Below are 20,453 nucleotides of genomic sequence, written 5' to 3' on the forward strand. Positions count from 1 at the left end.
TTTATAATTTTAACATTAAATAATGTAACTTTAAAAATAAATAATATTTTTATTTTTTTGATAAAAATTTTTCTACTAATGATTTAACTTCTTCATTGGTTTCACATTGTAATGCTTTTGATGCTAATATTTCTGTATCCTTTTTATTTAAAGTACTAATAATTTTTCTAGTTTCTAAAACACTAGATGCAGACATTGAAAATTCATCTAGCCCTAGACCAACTAGTAGTGGAACAGCAATTTTATCACCAGCCATTTCACCACACATGGCAACAGGACGATTATATTTATGTCCACCATCAATTGTCATCTTAATCAAACGTAAAATTGATGGATGATATGGTTGATATAAATAAGACACTTTTTCTGACATACGATCAGCGGCTAAACTATATTGAATTAAATCATTAGTTCCAATTGAAAAGAAATCCGCATATTTAGCAAATATTTCTGCATTAACTGCTGCTGCTGGAATTTCAATCATCATTCCAACTTGAATATCATCACTAACTTTAACTTTTTCTTTAATTAATTCTTTTTTGCAAGTTTCATATAATGATTTAGCTGCTTTAAATTCTTCAACAGTAGCAATCATTGGAAACATAATAGCTAATTTACCAAAAGCTGAAGCACGAATTAAAGCACGTAACTGAGTTTTAAAAATATCTTTACGATCTAAACACAAACGAATGGCACGATAACCAAGGAAAGGATTCATTTCTTTTGGTAAATCTAAATATGATAATTCTTTATCACCACCAATATCTAAAGTTCTAATAACAACTTTATGTTTAGTAGCAGACAATACTTTTTTATATTCTTCAAATTGAATATCTTCACTTGGAAAATCACTACTTTCCATATAAAGAAATTCACTTCTAAAAAGTCCTACTCCTTGTGCATCATATTCAATTGCTTTAATCATATCTTTAGGTGAACCAATATTTGCTTCTAACTTTACTTCATGATTATCACTGGTTTTAGTTAATTTACCTTTAAATACTAATAATTCTTTTTGTTCTTCAATTCATGCGTTTTGTTTAGCAACTCATTTATTTTTTTCACTACTATTTAAATCAATTTCAATTTCACCAGTATTACCATCTAATACACAAAATTGATTATTTTTTACTTTTGTAATAACATTTTTTAACCCAAGAACTGCTGGAATACCAAGACTACGAGCCATAATTGCTGCATGAGAAGTTCTACCACCAATATCACATAAAAATCCTTTAACAAACTTAGGATTCAATTGACTTGTTTCTGAAGGTGTTAGATCATGACTAACAATAATTGTTTCTTCTTTAATTGCACTTAAATCAATAGTTTTAATATTTAAAATTTTACGTAAAATTCGATCACGAACATCAATAACATCAGCAGCACGTTCATGAAAATAATCATCATCCATTGCTTGCAATGTTGCAATTGCTTTATTAGCAGTACTTTCTAAAGCATTAGCAGCATTATATTTTTCTTCTTTAATTAACTTTTCAGTATCTTCAATTAATACTGGATCAGTTGTTACTAAAAAATGAGCTTCAAAAACAGCGGCTTTTTCTTCACCCAAAGTTTTTGTTGTATTTTGGATGAGTTGTTTAATTTCATTACCTGCTATTTTTAAAGCATCATGTAACTTTTTAACTTCTCCTTCTATTTCTTTTTCATTAATTTTTTTAGGATTAGTTTTGATAGTTTCATGTTTTAAGATTAATGCTTTGGCTAGAGCAATGCCATTACTAGCACCAATACCTTTCATTTTTAACATTATATATATTTCACTCCTTATAAAATATGTTTATTAATAGTCTACTAAATTATAATAAAAAAATGAAATATTGTATAAAATATTTATTATAATTTAAACTTTTTATAAATAAAAATGATTTTAATATTTTTAAATATTTTTCATATATTAATTCCTACTTTTAATGAAATTAAAAGTAGGAATCTTTTCACTATATTAATATAATTAGATAGTTACGCATTGGATAAGAGAACGATCATGATTATGATTATTATTAGGAATAAGAGATTCTCTATCTGAGTTATTTATATCTTGCACATCATTTTCATCTCATTCATTAATATTATTAATATGACCATTTATTCTTCTAGTAAGAAAATCTCTTCCATCACTAGCAGCATTCCCATTTGCTTGATTTATTATATTTGGTAATTCAGATAATACTTCATCAATAATCTTTTGTTGCTCTTCTTGCTTATATATTAATTTAAAAGCTGGTTTCATTTTATTTGTTAAATTATATAAATCAGAACTAGTTACACCAAGTGCTGATAATACCATTCCTAATTTTGGAAATGTTTCTTTAAATTGAATTCAAGCTTTTTTTCAATCTCCTTTATTTTGTGTAACATCTGCTGCATAAGTTTTAATAGCATTAGTAATAGCGCTAATAAAAAGAAAACTAACGATAAAGACTCCTAATTGACTTAATTTATTTTGATTTTTAACTCAATTTTTAAATGATTGTAGCAATGTATGATCATTATTTTGAGGGCAAAAATAATTTTTTACTGGTTCAAAAATTGTATTTAATGCATTTTTAATAAAATATTCATTAACAAATCTCATTACTGTAGCACGAACAATAGTTGAAATAATATTATTAATTGATACTATATCTTCTGTATAAGATTCTCATGTTAATGTTTCAGCAGTATAAGCAGAAGAAACAGTAATAACTAAATGATTTATTAATAATGTTGTTAAAAAAAAGTTAGTATTGGATAAACTATTTTTTATAATTTCTTTAATAGAATAGTCTTCATTTTTTAAATCAGTTTTTGATAATTCACTTAATTCATTTAAAAGTTCTTTTAAAAAATCATTACTGATTTCTGCACTAATTAAAGAATTAAATTTTTCAAAAGTAAATTCATCATTAAAATCAATATTTTTTAATTCATCTTTAATATGATTTATTACATGATGTTTTTTGATAATTGTTAACAAATTAGTACACAAATTATCTAAGTTCGAATTAATTTTATTTAATTTTTCATATTCTTTAAATTCTAAATGTTTTTCTAATTTATTAATAATAATTTCGAGTGGTAAATATTCATCTAATTCTTTTTTTGTGTTAATTGATTTGAAGGTAATAAATCAATAATACTTTTTAATCCAAATGGATAGTAAGATAAAAAATAAGATGTAAGTGTATCAACACCAGCCATAGCATAATTTTCAGGAATTTTTAATGATTCTCACATTCCTTTGCCTAATATTTCTAATTGTTCTATAAAAGTTTTACCTATTATAGACTTTTCTGATACTACAGCTATTGAAAAATATCTTTGTGCTACTCTAATTGAAATACCTGTTAATAATACAATTGGAGAAGATAAATATTCAATAGTTTTTCAACAACAATTATTTGAACTTATTTCACTTTTTTTTTAATAAATTTTGGTAAATTTTCATAAATTTCTCCTAAATCATCAAAATATATTCTTGCTTTATTTTTATATTTTTGTTCATCACTATTTCAATATTGATTAATGTAATTGGTATAATAATGAATTCTTAAATTAATATTTGCAAGTTCTGCAATAATTTTTTTAGTTTTAGTAATAACTATTTCATTATTATTTTCTACTCCCACCACTAAAGATTCCATATTTTGATTTCTTATACTGGCACTATTACCATTTATTGGACACATTTGTCTTTGCTTCTTTCCTTTTTAAACTTATATTAATAACACGTTTTCTCTATTATGTATAATTAAAATTTTATTGCATAAAGATTGAGAAAAGTTTCCAAAGATTTTTTAAACATATTTTAAAATTAACATAATATTTTCATTTTCTTTTTAAAGAAATATAGGTTTTATTTTGAAATTTTAATATTTATGTTAAATGTTCTATTTATATGTTTCTATATTAATTCAATTTGCTTATATTTCTTGATTTTATTCCAATATCTCTTTTTAAGAGAACTATTTAAATTAAAACTAAAAGTTCATAATATATATTTTTTATATATAAGAAATTATTGTTTTACTTACAAAGAATAATTGAATCAACTAAATTTCATTTTTTCTATCAATATGTAAAAGAAAAACCCCATAAATAATATATTGTAATTTCATTAAATAAAAAATAAGAATATATAACTAGATTTATTTTAAAATAACAATATATTTTTCCTTTAAGACATTACAAAAAAACATAAAAAAACTACTTAGTAAAAATAAAAAATAATACTAGTAGGCTAATAACCAATAATTTTGTGTGTCTCAAGTTCTTAGGGGCGTTGCCCCTAGTTGCTTCGCAACCTACCCCAATGGGCTAAAGCCCATGGTTCCACCAACCAAGGTTCTGGTTGGAACCAACCTTTAATATTGCTTTATTAACCTTTTTATTTTTTTTGATTTTTAATAAATATAAAATTAATAAATATAAAAAAAATCCCACTCGAATAGGAAAAAGAATAAATTACCCTACATACTTAACCTGAATTTTAATTTAATAGAACCGAGGTATGCCTCTCCTTCTTTTAAAAAAATCATATAAATATATAAATACATTACGTAAAAATATTAAATTGTCTTTAATAAAACTATTATGTTTAAACAATCGAAATAACTAAAAAAAATAAATATTTAATTATCCTTCGAGTGAAATTGCTTAAACAATTGTAATAGTTAAATATTTACTCTTAACAACCCTTTACTACTATTAACTCGTTACATTAACGCAATCATTAAGCAAATAAATATTTGTATAAATAATAACATAAAAAATAAAAAAAGTATAAAAAAACGTAATTATACTTTCACTCGAATAAAAGCATAATTACAAATAACATTATATATATATATATATATATATACAAGTATTATAATTAAAATTTAATTTAACTTTTTATTACCAAAAATTATTTTTTCAACCTTATCACCAAATACTTTATCTAACCAAGTTAAAACATCTTTATCTTTATGAATTAAATAGCCAATTTCACTAGTTCGTAAATAGTATTTATGTGATAAAGCACTTAAATATAAATAACGTTCATAATCTTCATAATCCTTAAAATAATCATTTACAACAGTACTTTCAATAATACCACCAGTTAAAATAGTATTACCATCACTATCTTTTGGAGTTTTAAAATAAAACACATTTGTAGCATTAAAACTTGCTTTAATTATATCTTGAATTGTTATTTTCTTAATACCACTAATTACAATAGGATTTTTACAATTACGACTAAAAGCATATGCTTTAATGCCTACATCCACTTGATTTAAAGACTTAACATCATCAAATGCTTTTGTAACATATTTTCCTAAATATTTAATAACAAATTCATTAGTTCCTTTTTTAACTACTTTTAAATCACTAAAACCATGAGTTCATCATTCTAATAACATACTTTTATGTACTTTTCTATTAAAAACTATATAAAAATGAACTGCTCCACGAGATTGATATTCATAAACATAAAAATACTTTAATTCACCTAAATATTTTAAACGTTTAGGGTCATTTCATCATTTTTTTAATTTAATAAAAAATAAGCCAATATCTTTTTTAGCCTTTTTAATATCTTGCATATTATCTTTATAGGTTAAAGTAACAAAACTCATTATTTTACTATCATAAAAATTATGTAATGCTTTTTGAATTAAATTATTTTTTGCACGAACAGTACTATTTTTCAATTTTTGTTTATTACCAACATAACATTTACCTTTTTTATTTCCAATATTACTCAAAAATGAAATAGGTAACACTATATTTTTCACATAACAAGCATAAAAAACCTTTTTAATATAAAAATCTTGTTGCATAACAAAAAAAACTACCTTTCGAGTGAAGCATAAATGCTTAAATAGTTAATTATTGATTAATTGATTAATACAAAAATATAATAACACATAATTATATAAAATATAACTATAAACAAAATAAAAGAAAAACGTTACTTAATTAAATTTATTATAACACCGCAACTTTGAAAATCAATAAAATTTTATTAATTTTATTATTAAAATATCATTTTAAATAAAAAAATTAGCACCATAATAAGGGTGCTAATTTAATAATATTTTTATAATATTTTATTATCTTGATTTTTTGTTCATAGTAAAGCTAATGAAATAATAGCAGCAACAATACAACCATAAAAGTAATAAAATACATAATCTCAGTTTTCATTACCAATACCAGCAATTACTACTTTTGAAAAAAGAGCATCACCAAGAAAATAACCAGATAATCCTGTAAATCCTGAAGCAGTAGCAGCTGCTTTCTTATTTGTTAGTTCAATAGCAGTAGCACCAATCATTGCTTGTGGCATATAAACACCAAAACCAGCAATCATTAAAGCAGTAATAAGCATAGGCATATTACCACGAGGAGCAACTTGCAATAAAACCAGTCCACAAAGTGCAATTAATAATCCAAATATCATTAATGGTGCTTTACGATTATTAAAAAATCACTTAGCAAAATATGCTGCAGAAATACCACCAAATAAACCAGATAATTCAAAACAGGCAGCAAATCATTTACTATGTTTTAAATCTAAACCATGAACATCTTTCATTAAAATTAATGTTCATCCTGCCAGTCCTTGTCGTACAACATATACTCAAATATTAGCAAATGCTAATATTCATAAAAATTTATTTTTTAAAATATACTTTACAAAAATTTCTTTTCAATTAAGTTCTGCTTTTTCTTCTTTATGTTCTAGAACACCTTTTCATTTTTCAACAGTAGGTAACCCTTCTGCTTCGGGGCGATCACGTAATCCTCATAAACATAATGGAATCATAGCTAAAGCAAAAATACTAGGAATTCAAAAATATAAACCATAAATTGTTCCACCCGGATCAAGTACTGTTACTAAAGAAATAACAACAACTGGTAATAAAGCAGCACCAATATTTTGTCCTGAGTTTCAAATTCCAATACGTCCTGAACGTTCTTTATCAGTAAATCAATGAGAAAATAGTCTAGCTGTAGCTGGTCAACCCATACCTTGGAAAACAGCCAACATCGCAATCAAACTCAACATCATTACAAATGGGCCAACACTAATTTTAGTTCCAGCAAAAGCAACTACACCACCCATAATAATATTTAAAATAGAAGAAACAAATAATCCAACAATCATGATTACTCTTCCTGAACTACGGTCAGCGACATTTCCAATAATAAATTTAGCACCACCATAAACAACCGCAAAAATTGTTCCCATTAAAGCATACTCCATTTTAGTTATGCTACCATTGCTTTCTAAAGCAGAACCCGCTACTGTATACGCTTGACGAGTAAAGTAGTAAAGAATATATGATAAAATGCTAAAACCAAAAACTTGATTACGTAAAATAATAAATTTTTTATTAACTTGCTTTAAGTCTTCACTAAAAATTTCTTTTTTTGCAGGTGGCTTAAAAACACATGCAAGTCTATTAAAAACAGACATTTTTTACTCTCCTTCTAAAAGGATGCATAAATTATAGTAACCCAAATAACCTGCTCTTAAAAACTTAATATAAACATACTTTAACACATAGGTTTTTACAATTTTTGTTTTTGTGGAAAAATAAATAATATTAAAAATTAAAAAATAACTCTATACCAAACTATTTTTTTGAAATACCATAAATAAATATTAACTCTACACCTTTAAAATTCATTTACATTTATTTATTAAACAGTTTTATAAAATATACTAATAATTTATTTATCCCCTTCTCAAATTGTTTAGTCCTAACCTATATATTTCAGATTATAACAGATATATTCTAAAATTGAAAAGATATTTCTTTAATTTTAAACAAAATAATTTACAATTTTCTTATGAATTTATTCTAAAAAAATTATAAATATTTATATAGTAATAACTAAAATTAAAAAAATTATTTTATCGTTTAATGTTTTAAAAATTAAAACTAATGATAGAATTAAACCATAAAATAAATTAAAAGAAAAGGTAGTGAACACATGCATAATGAAAGCAAAATACAACATATTAATTCTATAAAAGAAGTTGAACAACTTTTACAATCAAAAAAAATAACAGTAATTGATTTTTCAGCAGAATGATGTGGTCCTTGTAAAATGTTAGGGCCGAGATTTGAAAATGTTGCTAATGACGAAAAACACAAAAATATTAATTTTATTAAAGTTGATGTTGACAAAGCTAAAGAACTAGCAAAAGAGTATGAAATTCAATCAATTCCAACATTAATTTATTTTAATAAAGAAGGAAAAGAAGTTAAAAAAACTTTTGGTTTAGTTTCTGAAAAAGATATGACTAATATTATCGAAGAAATGGGAAAATAAGGTATTTATAATGGCTATTAAATTAATTGTTCTTGATCTAGATGGAACTTTACTAAAAAGTAGATGAAAAATTCATCCTAAAAATCTAATTGCAATTCAAAAAGCATATCAAAAAAATATTAAAGTTATTATTGCAACAGGAAGAGCACCAAGTTCAACCATTGATATTGCAAAAGCATGTTTAATGCACGAAAAAACCGGTCATATTATTTGTTATAATGGTGGTAACATCCTTGATATTACTAATGATAATAGATTAGATATATTGTATGAAAAATCATTAACAAAAGAGCAAATACAAACAATAGTTAAATTTGCTAATAAAAATAATTTAGCAATGTGAGGATATAGTACCGATAATAAAACAGGCTTAATTAATCGCAGATCACTAAAAGTTAAAATTATGGAAAATTTTAATAACCTACCAACTAAACAAATTGATGAGAATACCGATGAGGGTATGTATAAAATTTTATTATTTTGTAAAAAGAAAAAACAAGTTAATCCAATTTTAGAACAATTAAATACTATAAAAGATTTAGAACTTGCTACTTCTTCTCATAGTGTTATCGAAATTAATCCAATTGGTGTTAATAAAGCTGCTGCTGTACAATTTTTATGCAAAAAATGAAATATTACTCCTGACCAAGTACTAGCTTGTGGTGATGGTATGAATGATTATAAATTAATAAAGTGGGCTAAATATGGTATTGCAATGCAAAATGCTCATCCTAATTTAAAAGAAATAGCATATGATGTTACTAGTAAAAATACTTGTGGTGGTGTTGCAAAAGCTATCGATAAATATGTATTTCCTAAATCAGAGTTTGAATAAATAATAGTTTAATTTTCTAATATAATTTATTATTAAATAAATATTTTTCAAATTTACATTCTTTTAATATAAACTAACTATTCATTGAATTATTAAAAGTAGTTTTATCTAATACTATAGAAAAAGTAAGACTATCATTATAAAAAAATGAATCTTCACCAATTCAAAATTTAATATAAATACCAGAAAAATCATGTCAAATAAAAACAGATGAATTAATATATGCATGTCACATAAAACCACTTACAGAAAAATTATTTTGAATTTTAGCAGAATTATCAATCGCTTCTGTTATATCTTTTGTGCTAATTTTAATATTATGTTTTTGAGTACTTTGACTTGAATCACCAGCAGAAATAAAAGAATTATTATCAAAGCTTATACTAGGAAATAAAGTAGTAAAGTCATCCCAAGATTTAGCATAGTTAGTTCAATTTGAAAATATATTTTTTTGCTCACTATTATAAACATTTGTAGAATCTGTTCCATTATAATTAGTAGTATAATTAAAATTTACATTTTGTGTAATATTATCATTATCAAAAATATAGTTTAATGAATAGTTTTTGTCGCTAATATTAAATGGTAGATTATAAATAAAATTATAAATATCTTTATTATCAATAATTAAATCAATAATTTTAGTAACTAATTCATTATTAATTTGTTCTTTTAAACTACTTTGACTAATAAAATAATTAGCTAATTATTGAGCAATCGTTCTATCAATTTTATTAGATAATGTTGCTTTAGCAATATAATATAGACCCAATGTTTCACTTAAATTATCACTATGTTCAACTTTATCAGCACCTGCTTGTTGTGAAATATCAATGTGTTTTTCAATTCCACCTTGCTGAATTAACTTTCAATCTTGATTATCACCACTAAAATAAGAAGTACTATATTTACTTTTATTATATGGATTATATGTATCTTTAATAGTAGTTACTTTTTTAGTATTATTCATTTCTTGTTTAGTATTTTCAATATCTGATTTATCTTTATCAGGAACAATGACTTTGGTATTATAAACTAGATTACCTGTTGTATCTACTAAAAAAGTATTTTGAGCATTGGCAAAAGTATAATTTTTTAATGCTGAAGTATCATAACTGTAAAACTTATAATCAGTTATTGATTGGTTAGTAATTCAATCACTAGTATCTAAAACATTTCATTGATTATTAAATAATGAATTTGTAGAATTCTTTATTGATGATTTATTTGTTAAGCTACTGTTATTAACAATATTATCATTAATACTATTAATAATAGTATTACTTGTTAAAATTAATGTTGTTAATGTACTTAATGTCATTAGTAATTGTTTCATTCATATACCTACCTTTTAAATAATACAATTTTAATAATTAGATATCTTTTTATATATACTCATTAAAATTATAACGATATTGAACTTATATAGTTATTTATAATATAACACAAATTTTTCTTATTTTTTTAATAAAATCTCATTTAAAAATGTCTAAAAATTAACCTAATATTTGGAATTAAGTTAATAATAAAAAAATATATTATAATTAAACTATACACAGATAGAACTTTTGTTCTTAATGATGTTTAGAGAGAGGTGAAAGTAATGGAATTTGATTTTGATGTTATTACAATTGGTGCTGGTGTTATTGGTGCTGCTATTAGTGATGAATTATCAAAAAGAAACTTAAAAGTAGTTATTTTAGAAAAAAATTTAAGAATTGCCCAAGAAACATCAGAAGGAAATTCTGGAGTCATTCATGGTGGATTTGATCCAACACCAGGAAAACTAAATGCTAAATTAAATCTAGAGGGCAGAAAATTATATGAAAATGATTGATTTAAAAATTTAGATTTTCCATGAAAAAAAATTGATTCTTTAATACTTGCTTTTAGCAAAGAAGAAAACTCAGAAATACAAACATTATATGCACGCGGTATTACTAATGGTCTTGCTAAAAAAGAATTATCAATATTAACAAGAGAAGAAGTAATTTCATTAGAACCTAATGTTAATCCAAAAGTTACTAGTGCACTACTTTGTTTTGCTTCATATGCTGTTGATCCAGTATTATTAACACAATCTTTAATTAATCGCATGATTAAAAATAAAGGACAACTAAAAGTTGATCATCAAGTAATTAATATTGAAACATTAAATTCAGGTTTTCGAGTTACTTGTTTAAATAAGCAAAAAAAAGTAACTTTTACTTCAAAATATATTATTAATGCTGCTGGTCATTATGCTGATGATATTGCAAAGTTAATAAATTGTCAAGATTTCACTTTAAAAACTAGAAGAGGACAGTATTGTATTCTTGAAAAAACCGAAAATCATATTATAAATAATCACATTCTATTTATGATACCTACTATTCATGGTAAAGGAGTAATAGTTGCCCCAATGCTTGATGGTCATATCTTGGTGGGTCCTACTTCTCATGAAAATGTACCGAAAAGTGATACTAGATTAATTACAATTGAAGATATTGAACTTATTAATAAAATTGGTCTAAAAATTATTCCAACTTTAAATATTAATAAAACTTGTAAAGTAATTAGTGGTTCACGAGCAATTTGTGTTGAAACTGATGATTTTTTCATAAAATTTGCTAGTAATAATCCTAACTTTATTAATGTTGCTGGTATTAAATCACCAGGTCTAAGTTCAGCACCAGCAATTGCTTTACTAGTAGCAAATATGATAAAAAATATTTAATTTAAGGAGGAAAATATTATGTCAGAAGTCTCACAAGTAATTATTGGTGAACTATTTGGCACATTTATCCTAATTTTACTAGGAAATTGTGTTGTTGCTAACGTTTTATTAAAAAAAACAAATGGAGAAAATAGCGGTTGGCTTGTTATTTGTACTGGATGAGGATTTGCTGTTGCTATTGCTGCAATGTTAAGTGGAATTTCAGGAGCACATTTAAATCCAGCTGTTACTATTGGATTATGAGTTGCTAATAAAAAAACAGCTTTTATTGGGGAAAACTTCCTTTATATTCCATTTTATATTTTATTTCAATTTTTAGGTGCAATGTTAGGACAATTAGTTGTTTACTTAGCATATTTTAAACAATATAACATTACTGAAGATAATAATAAAATTTTAGCAACTTTTGCAACAGCCCCAGCCGAACGTAGTTATATTTGAAATACTATAACAGAAATTATTGGAACATTTATGCTAGTTATGATTGTTTGTGCTACTATTGGTATTAAAAATTTAGTTATTAATTATAAAATATTTAATAGTGGTTCTGCGTTTATTACTGGACCTGCGACTGTTGGTATTGGTGTTATGGTTATTGGACTTGCTATTGGTGGACCAACAGGTTTTGCTATTAATCCAGCTCGAGATTTAGGACCAAGAATTATTCATGCTATTTTACCAATAGCAAATAAAGGAAGTTCTGATTGAAAATATGCTCCAGTGCCTGTTATTGGACCAATTTTAGGAGCAATTATTGCTGGTGGTTTAATTCAAGTAATTGAAATACTTTAATAAAAGTACAGAAAGGATAAATAATATGTCAGAAGAAAAAAAATATATTATGGCATTAGATGAAGGTACATCTAGTTGTCGTACTTTAATTATTGATAAAGAAGGAAAAATTACTGGTATCCATCAAATTGATATACCTCAGCACTACCCCCCTCAATCAGGTTGAGTTGAACATGATGCACTTGGAATTTGAAATAATCAATTAACAACAATGCAACAAGCTTTAAATAAAAGTAATATTAAATCTAATCAAATTGAAGCAATTGGTATTACTAATCAACGTGAAACAACAGTAGTATGAAATCGTGATACAGGTTTACCAATTTATAACGCTATTGTTTGACAAGATCGCAGAACAGCAGATTACTGTGAAGAGTTAACAAAAAAAGGATGAAAAGAAAAAATTCATAAAAAAACCGGCTTACTAATTGATTCTTATTTTTCTGCTACTAAAATAAAATGAATTTTAGATAATGTTAAAAATGCACGTGAATTAGCAAAAAAAGGAAAACTAGCTTTTGGTACTATTGATAGTTGATTAATTTATAAAATGACAAATGGTATTGAAAATAATGTTGAAAAAACTAAACATGTTATTGATATTACAAATGCTTCACGAACAATGTTATTCAACATTAATACTAAAAAATGAGATGAAGAATTACTAGAATTATTTGATATTCCTAAAAATATGCTACCAGAAGTAGTTCCCAGTTCAGGTAAAATTGGAACTACTTATAAAGGAATGTTATTCCAAAATGATGAGCAAGAAATTCCTATTACTGCTGCAATTGGTGATCAACAAGCTGCATTATTTGGTCAATTATGTTTAACACCTGGTGAAATCAAAAATACTTATGGTACTGGTTGTTTTATTTTAATGAACATTGGAAATACTCCTCTTTTTTCAAAACAAGGTTTACTAACCACTATTGCTTATCAAATATCAGGCGAAGAACCAGTTTTTGCTTTAGAAGGTTCAGTTTTTATTGCAGGAGCTGCTGTTCAATTTTTACGTGATCAATTACGAATGTTATATCGTTCCGATGAAAGTCTATGATATTCACAAATTGTTGATCCTAAAGAAGAACAACGTATTTATGTAGTACCTGCTTTTGTTGGTTTGGGTGCCCCTTATTGAGATTCAACAGCACGTGGTGCTATATTTGGTTTAGAACGTGGTACGAAACGTGAACATATTGTTAAAGGTACCATTGAATCATTAGTTTATCAGTCACAAGATGTTATTCTGGCAATGCAAGCAGATGTTAAATTAAATAAAGATTTAAAAGATTTAAAAATTAAGATTAAAGTTGATGGTGGAGCAAGTAATAATTCATATATTATGCAATTCCAAAGTGACATTAGTCGTACTAATTTAATTAAACCTAAAAATACTGAGACTACAGCAATGGGTACTGCTTACTTAGCAGGACTTGCAATTGGATTTTGAAATATTAATGATATTAAAAAAATAAATAAAATTGAAAAAGAATATAAACCAATGATGACAGAAAAAAAAGCAGAAACTTTTTATAAGGGTTGACAAGAAGCAGTTAAAAGAACACGTGGTTGAACTACTTCTATTAAATAAAAATAACTGAATTGACAGTATAAAATAATTAAGTAAATTTACTTAATTATTTTATTTTGTTTTTTTAGTTGTTAAGAATATAAATCTAATTCATCAATTAAAGTAAATACTACTCCAGCAAACTCTTGTGAAATATCTGAAGAAGAATCATTATTATCAAAGAATAAAACATCAAAATTAACTTGAATATAATATTGTCGTTTTTTGCCATTATCATAATCGTCATATTGATTATTAAATTGAATATTTCCAACTCCATATAAATATAAACTAGAATATCAATCTTTTACTGCTTTTTTAGAAATACGACATTTAATACCTGAATCATTTAAATATTTTTCAATAACAAAGAATAATTTATTAAAATAAGTATTATTTAATTCAGAAAGAATTTTAACATTTTTTATCTTATTAGTATCATCTGAACTAGGTATAGTAGTATATTGAGGTCAATAACCATTATCAGCATTTACTCATAATCCTCAAAATTGTGTATGATAATTAGTTCAATAACTAGCTGCAAATGTTTCAACTATAATTTTACTTGCAAAATGAGGTTCGCTTAATAATATAGGTAATGGTCTAACATTTTGAATCATTGATGCTACTGCTGCATATCGACCTTCAGCACGTCAAATTGCAAGATATTTATTATTTTTTCTATCATTTCAAAATTCTGTGGGTATTGCTTTTCTTAAAATACCAGTTGCTGCTCTTTTTTGTTCTTCGGCATCATATTTATAATTAATTTTAACTATAAAATTTAATTCTTCTTTTACTTTACTATTTTTTGTTGGTTTAATTTTTATTTTTAATTCTTTTCCTTGTACAATATCATTAGTACTTAAATTTTCAAATTCAATTTTGTAATCTTCATTAATAACAGCGCTAGGATAAAGATTTTTTATTTTATTAGCAATCATTTCTCTAATACTATTAGTACTATTAAATTCTTCAATTGTGGTTACCTTTGTAATAGTAAATTCACCAATAACTTCTTCTTTAGAACAAATATTATTGTTACTATTATTATTTATCTTTTCTTCTAAATCTATTTTTTCTTTTTTTATTTGTTCAAGTTTTGATTGAATTTTAATTATTTTTTCTTGAAGTTCTTTTTTTCAAGTTCTTTTTTATTATTTTCTAAAAGTTCTTTTTCTAAATCTTTTTGTTTTTGTTCTAAATCTTTAATTTCTTTATCAATTTTAGCTGCTTTATCATAATCAGCATCTTTTACAAATTGTTCTTTTTCTTTAATTAAATTATTTTTATTATTTTCTAATTCACTTAACTTATCTTTAATTTCTTGACTATTAGTATTATTATTATTTATTTTTGCTTCTAATTCTTTAATTTGTTTATTCTTTTCTTCAATATTTTTGGTTCACTTTCTCAATTTCTTTCATAGATTTATCATTATTATAATTTAGAAGTTGATCCATTTTTTTATTAATTGTTTCACAACATTGACTATTATCATTTTTTTCATTAGATTGACAATTATCAAGTTTTTCATTTATTTCTTTTAATTGCTCTTGTAAAATTTGACAATTAATTAAATGAATCTTATTTTTTTTCTTTTATTAAAATTTCCAATTGTTTTTTAACACTATTGATTTGTTTTTCAATAGCTTCTTTTTCTTCTATATTAGCTTCTAAGTCCTCTAATGACTCTGGATCATTTTTAATATTTTGAATTTCTTTTTCCTTTTCATTTAATTTCTTTTCAAGTCTTTCTAATTTCTCTTTTAATAATTCAATTTTAGGATTAGGTTTTATTTCATTATTATCTTTTTCATTTAATTGTTTTCTTAATTTTTCAATTTCTTTATTAGCTTCTTCTAACTTATTTTTTAGTTCTTGTAATTTTTCATTATCACTACAGTTTTTAATTTCTTCTTTTAATTTAGATACTTCTTTATTAACTTCTTCTAACTTAGACTCTACTTCTTCTTTAGCCTTACTAGTTTCATCTAATTTAGATTGAACTTCCTCTTTTTCTTTACTTATATTTTCTTTTTCTTTATTCGCTTCTTCTAATTTAATTTCTAATTCTTTTATTTTTTCATTATCATTAGCATTATCAATTTCTTTATTAGCTTCTTCTAACTTAGACTCTACTTCTTCTTTAGCCTTACTAGTTTCATCTAATTTAGATTGAACTTCCTCTTTTTCTTGAGTAATTTTTTCTAGTTGCTTTTGTAAATCTTCTATAGAAATATTTTCTTCATCACTAGTATACATTGATTTTTTCTCCTTCTATATATGTTAAAAATAACATTTTTTATAATCTGATTTTTAATTAAATTTAAAAATAAAAATATCAGAATAGTTCTAATTTATATTAGTAGTTTCCTTGTACCAATATTAAGATTCATCAAAAATATAATTTTTTTAATTTTATTTAATATAAACAATTGTAAATTTAAAAAAGTATAAAATAATATTGAATTATATGGTATTTTGATTAAATCCCAATTTAAATTTATAATTGAAAAAATAAATATACAATAAAAAAAGTACTTTAATTTACTAAAATACTTTTTTTGATTTATTAAATTTCAAAATCACATAATTATATAATATAGAAATATTATTATACATTTACTATATACTGTTTTATATAGTAAATGAGCGTGGCTTTGAAAGAAATGATTGTTCAAACTCTGTTTTAAGAATTGAACTACTAATTCCACCATCCAAAGAATTTGTACCCTCACAATAGTTATTGAATGTTCCATAGTTATTTCTTGGCTTAGTAGTAGATCCAAAATTACTATCTACTTTCTACTCTTCAACAGCATCAAAAAATTCTTCATCACTTTCAAAAGATAGTTTTGATTTTTCAAAATTTCATTCTTCTTCATTACATAATTGTCCAATAACACTAGAAAATTCTTCAATACTTTCTAATTCACTAAAAACATCTATTAAACAAGAATCATTAATAGAGGATTGACATGATGTTACTGATTGTTCAATATTACCATTATTTTGTTGATAACCAGTTCATCTTTTAATAGTATCTATAACAGTACTCAGTTTTGGAAGAAATGGTATTCCTTCTTTATTAACCATACAATTAAGTAAAGATGAAACTAGAGAAAGAGTTATACCACCAATAACTTTTGGAGCATCTGTTGACAGTTTTTTTTCAAGTAAATTCTTGATTAGATATATAATTCTCAGTACCTCATGTTATAGCCATTGATATTGGTGGTATAAAAAATAATGGTAAAATATTTTTATAAAAAAAATTACTATTTTCATCACTATTTTGTTCACTATTAAGAAGTTGATTTTCTATATCATTAATATTGTTATTAAATAAACTTTTAACTTTTTCTCAACCTAATTTTATTACTTTTTCTATCCTAGAAATGATTGCACCATGAAAAGTCATATTTAACACATAACTAATAAATTCAATAGTTGTCTGTTCAAGAATTTCCATTGAAATTCAACTATTTAAAATATTATTAGAAGCTCTATCCAAAATTACACCAGAATAACTTAAAAATAATAAGAAAGGAATAACTTTTATTATTTCTTTTCCTACATTAATATTATTTTCATTGTTTTTTCATTTATCTATAACTCAATTTTCAATATTTTCGATTGAATCAAAAATAAAAGGTTCAATAGCTGTATCACAACCAATAAGTATACCACTAAATATCAAACTATCCTTAATAGTTTGTCAATTTCATGGTGTTTTAGCAACAGTAGTACTAATTATCATTTGAGCAGTGATATTACCAGAAAGAGCAACAATAAAAGTAATATTTTTACCTAAAAGTTTAGTTATTTTTGATAAATATTTGTTTTCTTTAATAGCAGTTTCTTCAAAAATAGATATTGTACTACTATTAGATATGCTAGAAAAATCACCACTTGAACCCAATAAACTTATTGCACTATCATCAGACATTCTACGAATATTAGGATTTTGATTACCTATAAATAAAGGAGACATTTTAAACACTTCTTTCATATATAATAATATTTTTTTTAAGTTGCTACTTTTTTAAAATAAAAAGTAGCTTACAGTAATATAATTATTATGTGAAACTACTTCTTTTAGTCGCATATATTATTTAACCTAAAAAGGTATGAAAAAATAATAGTATGTGTTTTATAACTTGTCTATATTTTTTTAATTTTTTTAAAACAAAAATAGTTATAAAAGTAATTTTTATTATTAATTTTTATCTTTTCAAAAAGGAACTAAAAATTTATTAATTAACTATTAGTAGTAAAAATAAAAGTTAAACCTTCATATTTATTACCAAAAGCAATATCCTTTGAATTTTTATCCTCTAATCCAATTTTTATATAATCATAATATTTATCACCAAATTTTTTATTACCAGTAATAGCAATAACATTATTATATCCACCAGCATTTAACAAATATGGTTTAAAATTATCAAAAGTTAACCAAGTAACGGGTTTTTTTGGAATAAAATTTAACAATGGAACTAAAATATTATCAAGTAAAGGGTTTTTCACTTCTTCAGAAGGAATTCACTCTTGAAATGATTTTCAAAAATTTTCAGCTGCATCTGAATTATTTCTTAAATATTGTTCTTTTTGATTTTTTTCTTCTCTTTCAAAAGTAGCACCAGCAGTAACTAAATCATTATAAAATCCACCACTATCCTTTTTATTAATTGATAAATATTGTGTTCCATTAACTAATGGTTCTAATTTTTCATTTATATAATCTTGTAATGGACTAAAATTAGCATTAAAACTACAATCTTTTACTGCAGAATTATTATAAATAGTTAAATGAATTTTAATGTTAGTACTATTAATTTTTTTATTTCATCTTGACCATTAGTAATTTCATAAGTAATTTTACTAAAATCTTCTGGAGCAGTATTAAACAAGTTCCAAATATTGTCTTCAATTAATTTTTTAAAATCAGAAACATGAGTTTTATTTTCGGGTTTTAAAAAATTAGTAAAATTGGGATAAGTATTATTAGCAATTAAATTTGCAGCATCTTCTAATAATTGCTGATAATCAACTGATGAATTGTGAAAAACATCACATGCGCTAATATTAATACTAGTAATACTAGTAAATGCAAAAACACTTATAATTTTGCTGAGTTATACTTGTAAGTGCAAGTAAATAAAATTGCAAAAAATTCTCATATAAAAATTTCATAATGCTAAATTTAGTTTAGAAAAAAGTAAGGAGTTTTTATATGAGTTATAAACATCTTGGCATAGATGAAAGGATTTATATTGAGAATCAATTGAAATTTAAATTTAAAATTAGTGAAATAGCTAAAAATCTTAATCGAAGTATTAGTACTATTATTCGAGAAATTAATAGAAATAAAGATAATAATCATTATTTTTCATTAATTGCACAAAATAAAGCTGAAAATCGAAAACAATCACATATTAGTTTTCATAAGTTTAAAAATAAGAATTTAGTAAAATATGTACAACAAAAATTACTATTAGGTTGATCACCTGAACAAATTTATGGCAGAATTAAAAATTTTCATAAAGAGTGAGTTATTAGTTTTAAAACAATTTATACTTGAATTTATTTTGGAATGCTTGATAAAGTTACTAGTAAAAATTTAAGAAGAAAAGGTAAAAAACGAAAATCTAAAGAAAATCGTGGCAAGTTTAATGGTAAATCAATTAAAGAACGAGATATAAATGTTAATGATCGTATAACACTTGGTCATTGAGAAGGAGATACTATAGTATCATCACGAGGTAAAAGCAAATCATGTTTAATAACTTTAGTTGAAAGAGTATCACGATTTACTTTAGCAATATTAGTTAAAAACAGAACTACTAAAGTTATTAATAAAAATGTTAGTTATTATTTATCAATTCTTCCTAAAAACATTGTTAAAACTATTACTTTTGATCGTGGCAAAGAATTTTCAAATTGACAACAACTTGAAAAAAATTTAGATATAAAAATTTATTTTGCCAATCCATATTCACCTTGACAAAGAGGTACTAATGAAAATACTAATGGTTTAATTAGAGAAAAATTTCCTAAAAAATTTATTTTTTCAAAAACTAATAAAAATGAAGTTCATAAATTTATATTGTCTTTAAACCAAAGACCAAGAAAAATACTAAATTATCTTTCACCAATCGAATATTTGGATAGAAAAATAATTTAGTTGCACTTACCTTTAC

20 protein-coding genes are annotated in these 20,453 nt (G+C 24.0%); 6 read left to right on the forward strand and 14 right to left on the reverse strand.

Features of this window, described 5'->3' with window-relative positions:
- Positions 1-49 precede the first annotated feature (49 nt).
- The 6 genes from ptsP to AACL05_RS04215 form a co-directional block, all read right to left on the reverse strand.
- Positions 50-1,774, reverse strand: a complete 1,725-nt coding sequence (gene ptsP, locus AACL05_RS04190; protein ID WP_422397367.1) for a phosphoenolpyruvate--protein phosphotransferase — start codon at positions 1,772-1,774, stop codon at positions 50-52.
- 201 nt (positions 1,775-1,975) lie between these two features.
- On the reverse strand, positions 1,976-2,980 hold the full coding sequence (locus AACL05_RS04195) for a hypothetical protein (protein ID WP_338962969.1): 1,005 nt from the start codon (positions 2,978-2,980) through the stop codon (positions 1,976-1,978).
- A gap of 113 nt (positions 2,981-3,093) precedes the next feature.
- Positions 3,094-3,240: a hypothetical protein gene (locus tag AACL05_RS04200; protein ID WP_338975423.1), complete on the reverse strand. Its 147-nt coding sequence runs from the start codon at positions 3,238-3,240 to the stop codon at positions 3,094-3,096.
- A gap of 170 nt (positions 3,241-3,410) precedes the next feature.
- Positions 3,411-3,692, reverse strand: a complete 282-nt coding sequence (locus AACL05_RS04205) for a hypothetical protein (RefSeq protein WP_338986350.1) — start codon at positions 3,690-3,692, stop codon at positions 3,411-3,413.
- 1,191 nt (positions 3,693-4,883) lie between these two features.
- Positions 4,884-5,825 (reverse strand): rolling circle replication-associated protein, encoded by a 942-nt coding sequence (locus AACL05_RS04210; protein WP_338986352.1) that lies wholly within the window; start codon positions 5,823-5,825, stop codon positions 4,884-4,886.
- Between the two features lie 260 nt (positions 5,826-6,085).
- The gene (locus AACL05_RS04215; protein WP_338962976.1) at positions 6,086-7,468 is read right to left on the reverse strand and encodes an MFS transporter; all 1,383 of its coding nucleotides are present in this window, start codon (positions 7,466-7,468) and stop codon (positions 6,086-6,088) included.
- 521 nt (positions 7,469-7,989) lie between these two features.
- Between AACL05_RS04215 and trxA the strand changes: the two genes are divergently transcribed.
- Both trxA and AACL05_RS04225 read left to right on the forward strand, forming a co-directional pair.
- Complete coding sequence (gene trxA / locus AACL05_RS04220) at positions 7,990-8,331, forward strand: thioredoxin (RefSeq protein WP_338962978.1); 342 nt, start codon at positions 7,990-7,992, stop codon at positions 8,329-8,331.
- A gap of 10 nt (positions 8,332-8,341) precedes the next feature.
- Positions 8,342-9,166 carry an HAD family hydrolase gene (locus AACL05_RS04225; RefSeq protein WP_338962981.1) on the forward strand — a complete coding sequence of 275 codons (825 nt, stop codon included), beginning with the start codon at positions 8,342-8,344 and terminating at the stop codon, positions 9,164-9,166.
- A gap of 73 nt (positions 9,167-9,239) precedes the next feature.
- On the opposite strand, the gene AACL05_RS04230 is transcribed toward AACL05_RS04225, so the two are convergent.
- Both AACL05_RS04230 and AACL05_RS04235 read right to left on the reverse strand, forming a co-directional pair.
- The gene (locus AACL05_RS04230; RefSeq protein WP_338962984.1) at positions 9,240-9,401 is read right to left on the reverse strand and encodes a hypothetical protein; all 162 of its coding nucleotides are present in this window, start codon (positions 9,399-9,401) and stop codon (positions 9,240-9,242) included.
- A gap of 471 nt (positions 9,402-9,872) precedes the next feature.
- Entirely contained in the window at positions 9,873-10,502 is a 630-nt protein-coding gene (locus AACL05_RS04235) for a hypothetical protein (RefSeq protein ID WP_338962986.1), read from the reverse strand.
- Positions 10,503-10,769: 267 nt separating this feature from the next.
- Between AACL05_RS04235 and glpO the strand changes: the two genes are divergently transcribed.
- The 3 genes from glpO to glpK are packed head-to-tail and all read left to right on the forward strand — an operon-like array spanning position 10,770 to position 14,268.
- Positions 10,770-11,882, forward strand: coding sequence for a type 2 glycerol-3-phosphate oxidase (gene glpO, locus AACL05_RS04240; protein WP_338962989.1), 1,113 nt, complete (start codon positions 10,770-10,772; stop codon positions 11,880-11,882).
- An 18-nt stretch (positions 11,883-11,900) separates the two neighbouring features.
- A complete protein-coding gene (locus AACL05_RS04245; RefSeq protein ID WP_338962992.1) occupies positions 11,901-12,674 on the forward strand; it encodes an MIP/aquaporin family protein in 774 nt (257 codons plus the stop codon).
- A 25-nt stretch (positions 12,675-12,699) separates the two neighbouring features.
- Entirely contained in the window at positions 12,700-14,268 is a 1,569-nt protein-coding gene (gene glpK / locus AACL05_RS04250) for a glycerol kinase GlpK (RefSeq protein WP_338962994.1), read from the forward strand.
- 71 nt (positions 14,269-14,339) lie between these two features.
- Here the strand turns inward: glpK and AACL05_RS04255 are convergent, their stop codons facing one another.
- The 6 genes from AACL05_RS04255 to AACL05_RS04280 all read right to left on the reverse strand — a co-directional run bounded on the left by AACL05_RS04255 (position 14,340) and on the right by AACL05_RS04280 (position 18,780).
- Positions 14,340-15,191, reverse strand: coding sequence for a hypothetical protein (locus AACL05_RS04255; RefSeq protein WP_338986353.1), 852 nt, complete (start codon positions 15,189-15,191; stop codon positions 14,340-14,342).
- 173 nt (positions 15,192-15,364) lie between these two features.
- Positions 15,365-15,664 carry a hypothetical protein gene (locus AACL05_RS04260; RefSeq protein ID WP_338986355.1) on the reverse strand — a complete coding sequence of 100 codons (300 nt, stop codon included), beginning with the start codon at positions 15,662-15,664 and terminating at the stop codon, positions 15,365-15,367.
- Between the two features lie 170 nt (positions 15,665-15,834).
- Positions 15,835-16,512 carry a hypothetical protein gene (locus AACL05_RS04265; RefSeq protein ID WP_338986356.1) on the reverse strand — a complete coding sequence of 226 codons (678 nt, stop codon included), beginning with the start codon at positions 16,510-16,512 and terminating at the stop codon, positions 15,835-15,837.
- Positions 16,513-17,055: 543 nt separating this feature from the next.
- A complete protein-coding gene (locus AACL05_RS04270; protein ID WP_338986359.1) occupies positions 17,056-17,346 on the reverse strand; it encodes a hypothetical protein in 291 nt (96 codons plus the stop codon).
- Between the two features lie 4 nt (positions 17,347-17,350).
- A complete protein-coding gene (locus AACL05_RS04275; protein WP_338986362.1) occupies positions 17,351-18,262 on the reverse strand; it encodes a hypothetical protein in 912 nt (303 codons plus the stop codon).
- A 248-nt stretch (positions 18,263-18,510) separates the two neighbouring features.
- Complete coding sequence (locus AACL05_RS04280) at positions 18,511-18,780, reverse strand: hypothetical protein (protein WP_338960057.1); 270 nt, start codon at positions 18,778-18,780, stop codon at positions 18,511-18,513.
- A gap of 706 nt (positions 18,781-19,486) precedes the next feature.
- Here AACL05_RS04280 and AACL05_RS04285 point away from each other — a divergent pair.
- Positions 19,487-20,437, forward strand: coding sequence for an IS30 family transposase (locus AACL05_RS04285; protein ID WP_338960236.1), 951 nt, complete (start codon positions 19,487-19,489; stop codon positions 20,435-20,437).
- Positions 20,438-20,453: the final 16 nt, after the last annotated feature.

This window comes from Spiroplasma endosymbiont of Thecophora atra, assembly GCF_964019735.1.
GTDB lineage: Bacteria > Bacillota_I > Bacilli_A > Mycoplasmatales > VBWQ01 > Spiroplasma_E > Spiroplasma_E ixodetis_A.